This is a genomic window from Pseudomonas cremoris, from assembly GCF_014230465.1.
In genome coordinates, this window is the sequence record NZ_JAAXCY010000008.1 from 133,074 (window position 1) to 148,162 (window position 15,089).

A 15,089-nucleotide genomic window follows, 5' to 3' on the forward strand; every position below is an offset into this window, starting at 1 on the left:
CAAGCAGCAACCCACTGCCGGAAAACCAGCAATGGGGGCCTGTCATCCAAGCCTCATTTCACCCCAGCGCTGCGGGCCGGTAGCCGGCCTCGGCGGAAATCTGCCGGGCGCATTCGAGCAGCATGTCGCGGGTACGCTCCAGCACACCTTCGGCGGCCATCATGGCATCAGGTCCAGACACGTTGATGGCAGCCACCACATTGCCCTCATGGTCGCGGATCGCGGTGGCAATGGCCGTAGCGTAGTCCGAGCGGCTAAGTACCCAGCCTTGCTCGCGGGCTTCGCTGATAGCCAGCTTGAGGTCTGGCAAGTTCCTGGGGCCGGATGTCATGTGGTCGTCGAGACGCACGTGCTGGTACAGCGACTCCAGTTCCGCTTCGCTCATTGAGCTGAGCAGCATCTTGCCCATGGCGTTGCAATGGCAGGGAATGCGGGTGCCGATGGGGATATTCACCGACAACCGTTGCTGGGCGAACGAGCGATAGATGTAGAGGGTGTGGTGCTGCTCGCGGATGCTCAGGTGGCACGACAACGAGGTGCGATCGCGCAGGGTGTTCAGGTGCGGCAGGGCCACGTCGACGATGTCGCGGCTGGCCAGGTAAGTGAACCCGCGAGAGATGAGCTGAGGCCCAAGCTCGTAACCGTTCTTGCCGACTTTTTGCAGGTAGCCCATCGCAGCCAGGGTTTGCACGATGCGGTAGATGGAGGAAACGCTGCCGCCCATGAGTTCGGCCAGTTCGTTCATGTTCAGGTTGCGTTGGTCGGAGTTGAACAGTTCCAGGATGCGCAGGCCGCGCTGAAGGGCTGGAACGATGTAGTCCAGGTCTTTGGCTGAGGGGTCCTGCTCGCTCATGTGCATCTCTCGTCTACAAAATGTTTTTTGGCTACCGAATGCCAGACAAGATAACAGTGTCCGGCCCGACACAAATCAAAAAATGTGGGAGCGGGCTTGCTCGCGAAGGCGGTGTATCGGTCAGTTGACTCATTGGCTGTCCCACCGCCTTCGCGTGCAAGCCCGCTCCCACATTTGAACTGCATAAGCAGGGTTATCGTGGCGAGACTGGGAGGGCCTTGATGCCTGCCGGTGCGCCGTCGAACTCCTGCATTGCATCGATCAACACATGCCAGAGGTAGTGCGCCGATGCCCGATCAAACAGCAGGTGGAAGCACGGTGTGTCATTCGTGCCCGTGTTGACGATGATGCCATTGACCCGCGCCACCGAAGTCTGCGCGACGCTGCCCGGTGCGAACGCCAAAGCGCTCAAATCAACGCCGCAGAGCTTGGCCATGATCTCGCTGATACGCGGACCAAACAGTGCCAGGCAAGTGTGGCTGTCCTGACGTGGCAGGCAGTAGTTGGTCTGCTGGCTGAGTGCCCACCCGGCTTCCAGTTGCGCCAGGCGCTCACCGCCGTCGTTGAGGGCGCCGAGCAAAAAATATTCGTTCATCGACAGCCGTGCAATCCACTCGCCGCCCGACTGGCGTACGGCGGTGTTGGGCTGCGATGGCAGGCTGAAACCGTGGCCTGCTAAGTAGTCGGCAGCTTGGGTGCCGCGAAAGCCGACGCGGTGCAGGTTGGCCAGGTCCACCAGCCCGCATTCACGCGCGTCGCTGTCATAGGCCTCTACGAACAGCTTGCCACCGGATGAAACCATCGCCGCGCCGGCGTGCAACGAGTGCAGCGGGCTTCGCTCAAGGTTATTCATATCAAAGCTCCTGACGCTTGTTTTCAGGGTCATAGAAAGGCAGTTCGACCACCGTGGCGCTGACGACCTGGCCGCCTTCCACACGGATCGGCACTTGACTGCCCGGTGCGGCCTGCTTGGCGCCGACATAGGCCAAGCCGATGATGGCGTCCAGGGTGCTGGAGTACTCACACGAGGTGACGTTGCCGCTGATATCGGCACCTTCGAGTACCAGGTGCCCTTCCAACGGCAGCGGTTGGCGCTTGTCCAGCTTGAAGCCCACCAGCTTGCGCTTGAGTGGCTGGGCTTCGAGGATTTCCACCGAGCGCTTGCCGATGAAGAACGGCTTCTTGCGGGCAATCGCCCACTGCATGTCGATCTCGCCGGGGTGGGTCATGCCGTCGGTGTCCTGGCTGATGATCACGTGGCCTTTTTCCAGGCGCAGCAGCCGTTGGGTTTCGACGCCGAACGGGCGAATGCCGAAGGGTTCGCCGGTTTCCAGCAGGAGGTCCCACAGGGCTTCGGCATAGCGTGCCGGCACGTGGATTTCATAACCCAGTTCGCCCACGAAACCGACCCGCAGGATGCGCGCGGGAATGCCGGCCACGGTGCCTTCGCGCACACCCAGGTAAGGGAAGGCTTCGGCGCTGAGGTCGACATCGGTGCAGACTTTCTCCAGCACCTTGCGCGATTGCGGCCCCGCCAAGTTGACCGCAGCGTAGGCTGCGGTGACGTTGGCCACGTCCACCTCCAGGCGCCACTGCGCATTCCACTGCAGCATTTGCTGGTAGATACGGTCCACGCCACTGGTGGTGGCCGAGACGTAGAAGTGGTTGTCGGCCAGGCGGCACGCCACGCCGTCATCGCCCACCACGCCTTGCTCGTTGGTCAGCAGCGCATAGCGAGTACGACCCACTGCCAGCTTCTTGAAGCCGAAGGTGTACATGCGCTCCAGCAGTTCAGCCGCGTCCGGGCCGCGCACATCCAGGCCGCCCAGGGTGGAGACGTCGATCAGGCCGACGTTCTTGCGCACGCACTCGGCCTCTTCACGCATGCAGCGTTCGCGCTCATGGGCCGGGCCGTAAAACGCCGGGCGCTGCCAGATACCGGCGGGCATCATTTTCGCGCCGGCCTGCAAGTGGCGCTCATGCATCGGGGTACGGCGGTAAGGGTCGAAGCCACGCCCGGCCAGCAGCGCGAGTTTCTCTTCGGTGAACGGCGGACGCGCAGTGGTTACGCCGGTTTCGCTGATGTTGCGGTGAGTGGATGCAGCCACCAAACGCGCCGTCGGCAAAGCGGAGTGACGCCCCTGGGACGGCCCCATGCCCACGGTGGAGAAGCGCTTGACCAACTGCACATCGCGATAGCCATGGCGGGTGGCGTTGATGATGTCGCGGACCTGCAGGTCTTCATCGTAGTCGACGAATTCCTTGCCCTTGGGGTGGGCGAAGATCGGCCAGTCGAAGTTGACCCGTGCAGTATCGGCCGCTGGCGCCTGCGCGGGCTCTTCACCCAGGCCCAGTGCCGCCAGGGCGTTGGCGGCAGCGTAGCGACCGTCTTCGATCACGTTGGCCAACGCGTGCTGCCCATTCACGGAACCGGCGATCTGCAAGTTGGCCGGCAGGCCCTTGATGGCGAACGCGGCACGCGTGTCGTTGTAGCTCAGCGCACCACCGGCCTGGCACAGCAGTTGATAGACCGGCATATAGCCCGCGGACATGCACAGCAGATCGCATTCCAACACCTGCCCGTTATCGGCGACGCGGCCCTGGCCGACGATGCGGCGCACATCCACGCCGGTGACATGCAGGCCGCGCTTGTCGGTAAGCGCTTCGTACACCGTATGCTCCAGGTGCACCACGATGCCCTTGGCCTTCACCGCCGCCAGCAATGCAGGTGACGCCGGCTGTGGGCGCATGTCGAGCAAGGCGGCAACGGTCACGCCTTGTTCGTGCAAATCCAGTGCGGCGAGATAGCCGTCGTCGTTGCCGGTGAGCACCACGGCGCGCTGGCCCGGCTTGACTGCGTACAGACGCATCAAGCGCTGCACCGCACTGGTGAGCACCACGCCCGGCAAGTCGTTGTTGCGGAACACCACCGGCTGGTCGAACGCGCCGCTGGCGACGATGCACTGGCGCGCCCGCACCTTGTACATGCGCTTGCCCTGGTGGATCGGCAGGTAGTTATCGGCAAACCAGGCATTGCAGGTGGCGTCGGTCATCACGCGGATATTCGGGTGATTGCTTGCCGCGCCGACCATTTGCTCACGGGTGCCGCTGGCCAGGTTGGCGTCCAGGTCGAAGCGCGCATAGGTCAGCGCACCGCCGAGGACCGGCTGCTGTTCGACCAGCAGCACCTTGGCGCCGGCGTCCGCTGCGGTCAGCGCCGCGCTCAGGCCCGCCGGGCCGCTGCCGATGACTACCACATCAAAGAACAGGAAGGCCTTGTCGTGGTACTCAGGCTTGAACTCCAGGTCGAGTACACCCAGGCCTGCTTTCTTGCGAATCAACGGCTCCCAGCGCTTCCACATGCCCTTGGGCTTGTAGAACGCGCGGTAGTAGAACCCCACCGGCATGAACTTGGAGAACTTGCCCAGGTAGGCGTCCTTGTCTTTCTCCAGCGTGCCGCTGATGTTTTGCGGGGTCACTTGCAAGCCCGGCAACAGCGGTTGCAGGTCGGCGATGACGTTCGGTTCATCGGGAAGTTGAACCAGGGTATTGGCGTCCTGGGCGGCCATGGTCAGCGGGCCACGGGCTCGGTGGTATTTGAACGAGCGGGACATCAGCCACTGGTCGCTACCCAGCAAGGCGCTGGCGACGGTATCACCGCTGAAGCCCTGAAACTGGCGGCCGTCAAAGGAAAAACTCACAGGCTTGTTGCGGTCGATCAACAGGCCCATCGGGGCAGGCAGGCGCGTCATTGGGAAGCCTCCGTGGCGAAGTCGATTCGCCGGGTGAACATTTCCTTGGGGTCGAAGGTGCGCAGAATCTGGTCGGTGACGGTGTGGCGCACGGCGATAAACCAGTAGCTGGACGCGTTGTGCATCCACCATTCAGTGACCACACCGGCGATGTTCTCGCTGTTGAACACGTAGTCGGCCCACTCTGCCGTGGAGCAGGTGGCAGGGTCGGGCATGCTTTTGACTTCGCCGCCGTAGGTGAACTCGTTGATGTTGCGCGCGCCGTTGAGGGGGCAGGTCATGATTTTCATACGTGCACTCCGTCAGTGGCTGGCCGCTGTCGCGCCCATCTCGTTGACTTGCTGGAAGGTGGAAAAACGATCGAGGGCAAACGGTTTGATCAGGTCCGGGACCTTGCCGCCGCTGGCGACCAGTTCGGCCATGGTTCTGCCGGTGATGGGCGTGGCCTTGAAGCCCCAGGTGCCCCAGCCGGCGTCGAGGTAGTAATTTTCCACTGGAGACAAACCCATGATCGGGCTGTAGTCGGGGGTCATGTCGGTCATGCCGCCCCATTGGCGCATCAGTTTGGCGTTGGCCATGAACGGGAACATCTCGATGGCGGCGGTTAGCAGGCTTTCCTTGAGGTCCAGGGTGGAGCGCGAGTTGTACAGCGGGTACGGGTCGGAGCCGCCGCCGAAGACGATCTCGCCACGGCTGGTCTGCTGCACGTAGCAGTGCAGCGCCGAGGAACTTACCAGCGGGTCGAGGAATGGCTTGAACGGCTGGGTGACCATCGCCTGCAAGGGGTAGGTATGGATCGGCGCCTTGATCCCGGCCTTGTTCAGCAGGATCGAACTGGAACCGGCCACCGCCTGCACCACACAGCCACATTGGATGTTGCCGCGATTAGTCTTGATGGAAGTGATGCGGCCGTTGGTGATAACCAAGTCTTGCACTTCGGTGAGCTGATGGATTTCCACGCCGCGCTTGGCCGCTTCCTTGGCGTAGCCCCAGGCCACCGCATCGTGGCGCGCGGTGGCGCCGTCTTCGTGCCAGAGCCCGGCGAGCACGGGCAGATGGCCCGGGTCGAGGTTAAGGGACGGCACCAGTTCGCGGATCTGCTGGCGGTCGATCATTTCGCAGCGTCCGCCAAAGTGTTTGTTCACTTCCGCGCGCTGGCGAAACGCACGCACCGTGGCGTCGGTGTGCGCCAACGTTAGTTGCCCGCGCTCGGAGTACATGATGTTGAAATCGAACTCGTTGGACAGTTCTTTGAACATGCGCACCGATTCGATGTAAAAGCGCACGCCTTCGGAGGTCAGGTAGTTGGAGCGAATCACCGCCGTGTTGCGTGCGGTATTGCCGCCGCCCAGGTAGGCCTTTTCCAGCACGGCCACGTTGGTGATGCCGTGGTACTTGGCCAGGTAGTAAGCGGTGGCGAGACCATGGCCGCCGGCGCCGATGATGACCACGTCATAGGCCGATTTAAGTTCCTTGGGCGCCGGCAAATCCACTTCCACCGGGTACTCGGACGACAAGCCATATTTCAATAGGCTAAAGGGCATGGTGGGCTCCAGGTACGGACAGTTGCTGGCGCAGGGCGCGGACGGTGTTTTGCAGCAGGAAGGCAATGGTCATGGGACCGACGCCACCAGGCACAGGCGTGATGGCAGAGGCTTTTTGCGAGGCGCTGGCGAAGTCCACATCGCCTACCAGGCGAGTTCTGTCGGCTTCGGCAATACGGTTGATGCCGACGTCGATCACCACGGCGCCCTCTTTGAGCCAGTCCGCCGTGATCAACTGCGGGCGGCCAACGGCGGCGATGACGATATCGGCTTCGCGGCACAGGCGCGGCGCATCCACGCTGCGCGAATGCAACACGGTCACCGTGCAATGGGCTTGCAGCAGCAGCGCGGCCATCGGCTTGCCGACGATGTTCGAACGCCCCACCACCACGGCGTGCTTGCCGCTCAAGTCGCCAAGCACTTGGTTGAGCAGGTACATGCAGCCGCTGGGGGTGCACGGGTACAGCGCCGGTTGGCCGAGGGTCAACGCGCCGACGTTTTCGCGGTGGAAACCATCCACATCCTTGCGCGGGTCAATCGCCTGGATCACCGCCGCTTCGTCGATCTGCTTGGGCAACGGCATCTGCACCAGAATGCCGTTGACCAACGGGTCGGCATTCAGGTCGGCGATCAACGCCAGCACCGTGGCCTGGTCAATATCTGCCGGCAATAGATGCTCCATGGAGCAGATACCCACCTCTTCGCAGCGCTCGACCTTGTTGCGCACGTACACGCGACTGGCCGGGTCGTTACCTACAAGCACCACGGCCAGACACGGTTGCAGGCCCTCGGCGCCGAGCACCTCGACCTCGTGCTTGACCGCTGCGAGCACCGCGCGTGCGGCCAGCTTCCCATCAATGATGTGCGGTATGTTCATCGAAAGATCACCGTACGGTCGTGGTTCATGAACACGCGGTGTTCCAGGTGATATTTGACGGCCTTGGACAAGGCGACGGTTTCGGTGTCGCGACCGATGGCCACCAAGTCCTCAGGCTTGTAGGCGTGGTCCACGCGCTGCACTTCCTGCTCGATAATCGGGCCTTCGTCCAGGTCGGAGGTCACGTAGTGCGCGGTGGCGCCGATCAGTTTTACCCCGCGCTCGAACGCTTGGTGATACGGCTTGGCGCCCTTGAAACCGGGCAGGAACGAGTGATGAATGTTGATCGCGCGTCCACTGAGTTGCTTGCACAGGTCGTCAGAGAGGATTTGCATGTAGCGCGCCAGCACCACCAATTCGGTACCCGTTTCGCGTACCACATCGAGCAGCGCCTGCTCTTGCTGGGCCTTGGTGTCTTTGGTCACCGGCAAGTGGATAAAGCGGATGCCTTCGCGCTCAGCCATGGCGCGCAGGTCTTTATGGTTGGAGACGATGGCGGTGATCTCCATCTCCATCTCGCCCTTATGGCGGCGGTACAGCAGGTCGGACAGGCAATGGTCGAACTTGCTGACCATCAGCAGCACCTTCATCGGGCGGCTGCGGTCGTGGATCTGCCAGGTCATGTCAAACTCGTGGGCCACAGGCTCAAAGCCTGGCTTGAGCGCTTCAATATCACCGACCACGCCGGCGTTGAAACGAAACACCGCCCGCAGAAAGAAGCGCCCGGTATATTCGTCGTCGAACTGCGCCAGCTCACTGATGTAGCACTTCTGCTGCGCCAAGTAAGAGGTGACGGCGGCGACGATGCCCGAGGTGGCCGGGCAACTGACGGTGAGTATAAAAGATTCGCTGGAAGTGTTCATTTTTCGCCTGACAATTTTAAGTTCGTAAGTGAATTTATTTATCAATAAACCCTTTATCTAAGGCATCAACAAAATCGCTTGCAAATATAGTTTTTATTGAAAAGCTATGGACGAGCGAAGCCCCGGCGCAGACCTTCAAACGGAGATCTACGCCCCATGGCTTCGTCAGCGCGTTGCTAGACTTTTAGCCACCTCGCCCTGAACGGTCTTCCAGATCTTCTGCTTCATTGCCAGGTACTGCTCCGACAGCTGCACGTCGGCGTTACGCGGGTGTGGCAGGTCGTTGACGATGTCCTGGGCGATCTTGCCCGGCCGGGCCGACATGATCAGGATGCGCGACGACAGCATCAGCGCTTCATCAATGGAGTGAGTGATGAAGACGATGGTCTTGCCGCTTTGCTCGTAGATGCGCACCAACTCTTCCTGCAACACTTGGCGAGTCATGGCATCCAGCGCGGCGAAGGGTTCGTCGAACAGCATCACGGCCGGGTCGTTGGCCAGCACCCGGGCAATCGTCACGCGCTGCTTCATACCGCCAGACAGTTGCTTGGGGTAGGCGTTTTCAAAGCCCTTGAGCCCGACCATGTCGACAAACTGCTGAGCGATGGCACGGCGCTCGGCTTTTTTCATGCCCTTCATCTTCAGGCCGTAGGCAATGTTGTCGAGCACACTCAGCCACGGGAACAGCGCGTACTGCTGGAACACCATGCCGGTGTTGGGGCTCACTTCGGTGACCTGGCGGCCTTCGACTTTCACCAGCCCTTCGCTGGGATGGTCGAAGCCGGCGATCATGTTGAGGGTGGTGCTCTTGCCGCAGCCCGATGCGCCGACAATCACCACGAACTCGCCTTTCTCGATGCGCAGGCTGACGTTATCCAACGCCAGCATGTCGCCGTAGCGCTTGGAGACGCCTTCGAGCTCAATGATTGGATTCAGTCCTGCCACGATACGAGCCTCCTCTCGATAATGCGCATCACCAGGTCGGTGAGCAGTACGGTGATGCTGATCATGACCATGCCCAACACCACGGTGTCAGTCTGGAAGTATTCCTTGCCGTTCATGATCATGAAGCCCAGGCCTTCGCGGGCCGCGATCAGTTCGGCGGAGATCACGCAGGTCCAGGCGATGCCGAGCATCACTTTCAGGCCGGTGATGATCTGCGGCAGCGCGGCGGGAAGGATGATGCCGAACATGATGTTGTGGCGCTTGGCGCCCAGGTTCTTGGCGGCGCGAATCAGCAGCGGGTCGACGTTGCGGGTGGAGTCGATGATGTACAGCAACGCCGGGGCCAAGGAGCCCATGAACACGATGGAGTACTTTTGCGACTCGGAAATGCCGAACCACAACAGCGACAGCGGCACCCAGCTCATCGACGGCAATGGCCGCAGGAACGACAACAGCGGGTTGAAGATCGCCATGCACAACGGCGACGAGCCCATGGCAATGCCCAGTGGGACAGCGACGATAGTGGCCAGCAGGAAGCCGACCATGACGCGGCGGGTCGAGGCGAAAATGTTGGCAATCAGGCTGCCGTCGCCCGTCATGTCGACGGCGCGGTGCCAGATATCCGAAGGTGCCGGCAGGAACAGGGCTTCGACAAACCCCATCTTTACCGCTGCTTCCCAGATAGCCAGGATGATGATCAGCGTGGCAAAGCCAATGATCAGCCGCGACACGATGCCGGTGCCCATGGGTACATAGGGGCGAGCTAAAGAGTTACTCATGGACGGATCTCTGCATGACTGACGAACGAGGTGTTGAACCAGTCATCCACGGCCGGGACCTTGGACAGCTGCTTGTTCTCCACCATGAAGGCCGCCAATTGGTTGAGGCCGTGCTGGAAGCTCTGGGTCTCGATCAAGGTTTTTTTCTGGTCGGCCAGGTCATGCCATTCGATGGCGTTGATGGTCTTGAGCTGTTCTTCCACCGGTAGTTTGGTCAACTCGGTGATAGACTTCGCCGCCTCCTCCGGGTTTGCCTTGATGAACGCGATCGCCTCCATGTAGCTATCCACGAACGCTTGGGCTTCCTTCGGATGCTCTTTGGTGTAGGCGCGGCTTGCGATCAGGATGTCCGGCCCGGTGCCGATCTTGAATTGCTTGTAGAGGCTGAACTGGGTGTCATCGGCCAGAAGCGTGCTGCCCTGCTGTTGCAGGATGTTGAAGGTTGGCGACCACGCGACGGCAGCATCGATTTGCCCGGTTTTGAGGGCCGCCGGCATTTCCTGGGTCGGTATGTTCAGCAGCATCACGTCCTTGTTCGGGTCCATCTGCGCTTGTTTGAGCAGGTCAAGGATGAGAATGTGTCCGCTTGATGCGTAAGTGACGCCTATCTTCTTGCCCTTGAGGCTGGCGATGTCCTTGATCTCGCCGTTGGTGAACACTCCCTGCACGGTCACGAAGGAATCCGGCTCCGAGACCACCTCGAACGACTTGCTGCCCGCCGCCATCAACGACAACGCAGGAATCGCGCTGGACGCGGCGAAGTCCAGATTACCGGACACCATCGCGCTCATCCGGCTCGACGAGGTACCAAAGAGCTGCCACTTAACGTCCAGGCCATTCTTTTTGAAGATACCCTTATCAATGCCCACCCAGACCGGAAAGCTGCTGAACCAGGTCGAGCCACCATAGGTGACAGGCGCAGGCGTCGCGGCTTGAGTGGCAGTGGCGCCAAGGCCACCGACCAGCAGCGAGGCTGATAACAGGAGGGTTCTGGTGAAGGCTTTGAGAGTGGTCATGCAAGGTACCCGAGCTTGGTGGGAGCAAAAAGGACGGCAAGCGCCATCATTCAATGAAGGGCAGAATTTTCTATTTATTCATTTGGAAATGTTATTTTTACAGGTGAATTGATTTTATGTTTCACCTTGTGTTATTGGCTATTTTATAAGTCATGAAAGCACATGTGTAAACACTATATTCTCTGGAGATATTTTAAGCGCTCCGAAACCGAGCCAATCCACAGGCAAAAAAAAATCCGGAAACCCACACCCGCGTGCGGCCTTCCGGATTGTTCGTGGCGCCAGTAAGCGCGCCCCACCTAAAGACTCTTCAGCAAATCCCCGAGCGTTTTGTGCTCCCAAGTCGATAGCAACGCCACGGGATCAGTCCCATAGCGGGCACCCGAATCAAACGACCAGCGCCGCCCATCGGGGCTAATGCAGGTTTGGCAGTAGTCGAGCTCACCGCAGTTGCTGTAGATCGAAATGCGCCAACCGCCAACTTCAACATCAAGGTGATCGCTATCAGACATCTGCCCCACCCTAGTCATCACGCGCCGCCCCCAGGCAACCTCGCGCAACACCTCGCACACGTCTCGGGCAGAGAGCGGCGGGGTTATCATCCAAACCGCCTCGCCTGCGGACCAGGACAACCTGTATCCGCAACCGTTAGGCACAGGGTTCTGGATTTCGTATTCACGCCAGTCGGCCATAGCTCGACCATCAATACCCTGCGGCTTGCGCTCGATCAGCCAAGCGACAGCATTGATGAACTGCCCATGGGAAAACACCGCAATGTCATCGGCAGGGTGCGCTACCAGTCGATCCAGGAAAGACCGAGCCCTGCACAAAAAATCCAGGAAGGATTCAGCGCCTGCACCATCCGTAAACGCCGGGTCTGACCTGAACCAATACTCATCGACCCAAGCCCGCCGCTGAGCCACAGTAGTGTTAACGCACCGTGTGGGCTCAAGGTAAGTAAATTCGTGAACGGGCCAAGTCTCGAGCCGAATCGCCGGATACCTCGCCACTGTAGCCATAGCGGTTGACTGGGCCCGGGAAAACGGCGAGGCAACGACCAGGCCAGGAGCATGATCAAAGGAACACGCCACCTGATGCGCCTGCTCGACACCCCTTACCGTAAGAGGGATGCTCGCGTGATCCAGGCTGGGCTCACCAGCATTGGCAGCACTTTCTCCATGACGTATCAGCCTGACACGCTTCATACACCCGACACTCGCACAGTTACGGCCATTCGCCTCTCCTGGGTATCTTTTGGCCTATATGGCCAGCAACCAAGGATACATGCACTAGCATCAGTGGCGATGCAGTGGCGACTGCTGCACAGGCGAGCGAGTGGACTTGTCGCAACCTCCGACACCACAACCTCTAAATCGCAGGCAAAAAAAAACCCGGAAATCCTCACTTACGTGGGCCTTCCGGATTTTCTAAACCGCCAAAAATGGTGGGTCGTGTGGGATTCGAACCTACGACCAATTGGTTAAAAGCCAACTGCTCTACCAACTGAGCTAACGACCCGCTGTGTGGTGGCGCGTATAATACTGATTTCTAAGGATTATTCAACACCTTATTTGAAATAAATCAGAAATAACGCGTTGGGTCAGTAATTCCGGCCGCTTGGAAGCCTTCTGCACGCAGTCGGCAGCTGTCGCATTTCCCACAAGCACGGCCGTCATCGTCTGCCTGGTAGCAGGAAACAGTCAGCGAATAATCTACGCCAAGTCCTACACCAGCCTTCACGATATCGGCCTTGCTCAGGTTTTGCAGCGGCGCCAGGATGCGGAAGCCCTGCCCTTCTACACCGGCCTTTGTCGCCAGATTGGCCATGCGCTCGAACGACTCGACGAACTCTGGTCGGCAGTCCGGGTAGCCGGAATAGTCCACAGCGTTGACGCCGATAAAGATGTCACGCGCATTGAGCACTTCTGCCCAGCCAAGGGCGAGGGACAGGAAGACAGTGTTACGTGCTGGCACGTAGGTGACCGGAATGCCTTCACCCGGCGTTTCAGGCACATCGATACTGCTGTCGGTGAGCGCGGAGCCACCGATGCCATTGAGGTTCAGGCCGATCACCTTGTGCTCGACCACACCCATGTCGCGAGCGACACGGGCAGCGGCGTTCAACTCGGCGCGGTGGCGCTGGCCGTAGTCGAAGCTCATGGTGTAGCAGCGGTAGCCTTCGGCTTGCGCCATAGCCACCACGGTGGCGGAGTCGAGACCACCGGACAGCAGGATTACAGCGCGTTTTTGATCGTTGGTTTGTTCAGTCATGTCAGCGTCCTGGCTCATCGTTCCAAAGGTATTTGTGCAACTGCAATTGCAGCCGCACCGGTAGATTGTCCGCAACCACCCAGTCGGCAAGATCGCGTGCATTCAGGTCGTGGTGACTAGGAGAGAACAGCACCTCGCCGGCGCGACGATCCAGGCCGTACTGGATGAGCTTGGAACTCGCCCAGTCGTAATCGTCACGAGAACAAATCACGAACTTGACCTGATCGTTGGCCGTCAGCAAGTCCATATTCTCGTAAAGATTGCGGTGCGATTCCTTGGAGCCAGGGGTCTTGAGGTCGACCACACGGCTGACGCGCGGGTCTACCGCGGAAATATCCAAGGCACCACTGGTCTCCAGGGACACTTCATAACCGGCGTCACACAGCTGCTTGAGCAAAGGAATAGCATTAGGCTGGGCCAGGGGCTCGCCACCGGTCACACAGACGTAGCGCGGGCGGTAACCGGCAACCTGCTGCAGGATGTCATCGAGGGTGCGCACGGTGCCGCCACTGAAGGCGTAGGCGCTGTCACAGTATTGGCAACGCAAAGGACAGCCGGTCAAGCGCACAAATACTGTGGGCAGGCCAGCGGTTCGCGTTTCACCCTGCAACGAGTAAAAAACTTCGGTGATGCGTAATGTGTCTTGCATAGTCGCCACGGGCGTAACAGCTAAACAGGCTGTCCGCCTCCGTCAGGCACTTCAAGGGACCCCGCCAACGCGTAGACCCCAAGGAGCGTGCTTCATAAAAGGGCGTGGATTCTAACGAAAAAACCCGCGCCAGGCGCGGGTTTCTTCTAAACGGGCTGCATTGCTTACAAGCGCTGCAGATCCCGTTGTGCCAACTGCGCAGCCGAGGTGCCCGGATATTGGGCAACCACCTGCTGCAGAATGCCTTTGACCTTGTCGGTATGACCCAGGCGGCGCTCTACGTCAGCGAGTTTGTACAGCGAGTCCGGGACCTTGGCATGCTTGGGGTACAGCTGGCTGACCTTGGCAAATGCCTGGCCGGCTGCTTGCAGATCACCCTTGGCCAGATTCACCTCACCCAGCCAATATTGGGCGTTGCCCGCGTACTGGCTGTTAGGGTATTTGCGCAGGAAAGCGGTAAATGCCTGGCTGGCTTTATCGAAATCCTTGGCCTTGATCAGGTCGAAGGCTGCGTCGTAATACAGTTTTTCCTTCGCCGGATCACCCGGTTCGCTGCTGGCGGCAGGGGCTTGGCTGGCAGCCGCCCCTGCAGCTGCACCACCGGCGGCGGCACTTGGCGCACCACCGGTAGAAGAATTATCAGGAGTTGCGGCAGGTTGAACACCGGCTCCAATGCGTCGATCAAGATCCTGGTAACGCTCCAGGCCTTCTTGCTTCAGCTGGTTCACTTGATTCTGCAGAACCTCAATCGTGCCTTGTTGCTGGGACAATTGATCCTGCATACGTTGCAGCTGGTTGAACAGTTCGCCCTGTGCCGAGGGGGCGGACGTAGCCGCTCCCCCAGCATAGGCGCCGTTCGTGCCATAACCCGCTGGCGGATAACTGCTCCCGCTATTGTTATAGCCAGAGTTGCTATCTTCCACAGGAACCGCAGCCCACACCGCAAGCGGTGCGAGGCTGAGAGCCAATACAGTTAGAGCACGACGGCACGTTCGCATGACGAATTACTTACGCAGTTCGACGCGACGGTTTTGAGCCCAGGACTGCTCGTCGTGGCCAGTAGCAACTGGACGCTCTTTACCGTAGGAAACCAGTTCCAGTTGGCCTGGAGCAACACCTTGCAGTACCAGGTAGCGCTGAACGGCTTTCGCACGACGCTCGCCCAGTGCCATGTTGTACTCACGAGTACCACGTTCGTCAGTGTTACCTTCCAGAACAACGCGAGCGCCGTTAGCTTTCAGGTCCTTCGCGTGAACGTCCAGAGCGCGCATGGCTTCTGGCTTCAGGTCCGAACTGTCGTATTCGAAGTAGAAAGTGGTGATAGCGCGCAGAGCAGCTTCTTCGCTCAGGGAGCCGTCAACAGCACCAGTGTTAGCGCCGTAACCAGCGTTTGGATCAACAGCTGCGCCTTCACCGGCATTGTCGCCGCCTTTAGACGAGCAACCAACGGCTACGGACAGAGCCAGAGCCAGAGCAGCAAACTTACCAAACTTCAGCATTTCCATCGTGAAACTCCTAATGAACCCCAGTGTGTTAAGCA

General features: G+C 59.8%; 15 protein-coding genes, 1 tRNA gene and 1 pseudogene. All 17 read right to left on the bottom strand.

What is annotated here, in order from left to right; genetic code table 11:
* Positions 1–58: 58 nt before the first annotated feature.
* Positions 59–853, bottom strand: a complete 795-nt coding sequence (locus HF257_RS20570; protein WP_185708045.1) for an IclR family transcriptional regulator — start codon at positions 851–853, stop codon at positions 59–61.
* A gap of 193 nt (positions 854–1,046) precedes the next feature.
* On the bottom strand, positions 1,047–1,655 hold the full coding sequence (locus HF257_RS20575; RefSeq protein ID WP_233081408.1) for a sarcosine oxidase subunit gamma: 609 nt from the start codon (positions 1,653–1,655) through the stop codon (positions 1,047–1,049).
* A gap of 52 nt (positions 1,656–1,707) precedes the next feature.
* A complete protein-coding gene (locus HF257_RS20580; protein WP_185708049.1) occupies positions 1,708–4,605 on the bottom strand; it encodes an FAD-dependent oxidoreductase in 2,898 nt (965 codons plus the stop codon).
* Entirely contained in the window at positions 4,602–4,895 is a 294-nt protein-coding gene (locus HF257_RS20585; RefSeq protein ID WP_105695417.1) for a sarcosine oxidase subunit delta, read from the bottom strand. The genes HF257_RS20580 and HF257_RS20585 overlap by 4 nt, the downstream gene beginning before the upstream one ends.
* Before the next feature lie 12 nt (positions 4,896–4,907).
* Complete coding sequence (locus HF257_RS20590; RefSeq protein WP_185708051.1) at positions 4,908–6,149, bottom strand: FAD-dependent oxidoreductase; 1,242 nt, start codon at positions 6,147–6,149, stop codon at positions 4,908–4,910.
* Positions 6,139–7,026 carry a bifunctional methylenetetrahydrofolate dehydrogenase/methenyltetrahydrofolate cyclohydrolase FolD gene (gene folD / locus HF257_RS20595; protein ID WP_185708053.1) on the bottom strand — a complete coding sequence of 296 codons (888 nt, stop codon included), beginning with the start codon at positions 7,024–7,026 and terminating at the stop codon, positions 6,139–6,141. Before folD ends, HF257_RS20590 begins: the two co-directional genes overlap by 11 nt.
* Complete coding sequence (purU, locus tag HF257_RS20600; protein WP_185708055.1) at positions 7,023–7,889, bottom strand: formyltetrahydrofolate deformylase; 867 nt, start codon at positions 7,887–7,889, stop codon at positions 7,023–7,025. Before purU ends, folD begins: the two co-directional genes overlap by 4 nt.
* 165 nt (positions 7,890–8,054) lie before the next feature.
* Positions 8,055–8,834, bottom strand: a complete 780-nt coding sequence (locus HF257_RS20605) for an ABC transporter ATP-binding protein (protein WP_198913603.1) — start codon at positions 8,832–8,834, stop codon at positions 8,055–8,057.
* Positions 8,822–9,613: an ABC transporter permease gene (locus tag HF257_RS20610; protein ID WP_198913604.1), complete on the bottom strand. Its 792-nt coding sequence runs from the start codon at positions 9,611–9,613 to the stop codon at positions 8,822–8,824. Before HF257_RS20610 ends, HF257_RS20605 begins: the two co-directional genes overlap by 13 nt.
* Positions 9,610–10,629, bottom strand: a complete 1,020-nt coding sequence (locus HF257_RS20615; RefSeq protein ID WP_185708057.1) for an ABC transporter substrate-binding protein — start codon at positions 10,627–10,629, stop codon at positions 9,610–9,612. The genes HF257_RS20610 and HF257_RS20615 overlap by 4 nt, the downstream gene beginning before the upstream one ends.
* Before the next feature lie 299 nt (positions 10,630–10,928).
* On the bottom strand, positions 10,929–11,231 hold the full coding sequence (locus HF257_RS33795) for a DUF7693 family protein (protein WP_456300219.1): 303 nt from the start codon (positions 11,229–11,231) through the stop codon (positions 10,929–10,931).
* Positions 11,226–11,834: pseudogene (locus tag HF257_RS33365) on the bottom strand (histidine phosphatase family protein); the annotation flags it as partial. The gene HF257_RS33795 and the pseudogene HF257_RS33365, both read right to left, overlap by 6 nt.
* A 237-nt stretch (positions 11,835–12,071) precedes the next feature.
* Positions 12,072–12,147: transfer RNA gene (locus HF257_RS20625), tRNA-Lys, on the bottom strand.
* A 63-nt stretch (positions 12,148–12,210) separates the two neighbouring features.
* Positions 12,211–12,900: a 7-cyano-7-deazaguanine synthase QueC gene (gene queC, locus HF257_RS20630; protein WP_185708061.1), complete on the bottom strand. Its 690-nt coding sequence runs from the start codon at positions 12,898–12,900 to the stop codon at positions 12,211–12,213.
* Position 12,901: 1 nt separating this feature from the next.
* Entirely contained in the window at positions 12,902–13,549 is a 648-nt protein-coding gene (gene queE, locus HF257_RS20635; RefSeq protein WP_185708063.1) for a 7-carboxy-7-deazaguanine synthase QueE, read from the bottom strand.
* A 164-nt stretch (positions 13,550–13,713) separates the two neighbouring features.
* Positions 13,714–14,547, bottom strand: coding sequence for a tol-pal system protein YbgF (ybgF, locus tag HF257_RS20640; RefSeq protein WP_185708065.1), 834 nt, complete (start codon positions 14,545–14,547; stop codon positions 13,714–13,716).
* Between the two features lie 6 nt (positions 14,548–14,553).
* Entirely contained in the window at positions 14,554–15,054 is a 501-nt protein-coding gene (gene pal / locus HF257_RS20645) for a peptidoglycan-associated lipoprotein Pal (RefSeq protein WP_003209827.1), read from the bottom strand.
* Between the last annotated feature and the right edge of the window lie 35 nt (positions 15,055–15,089).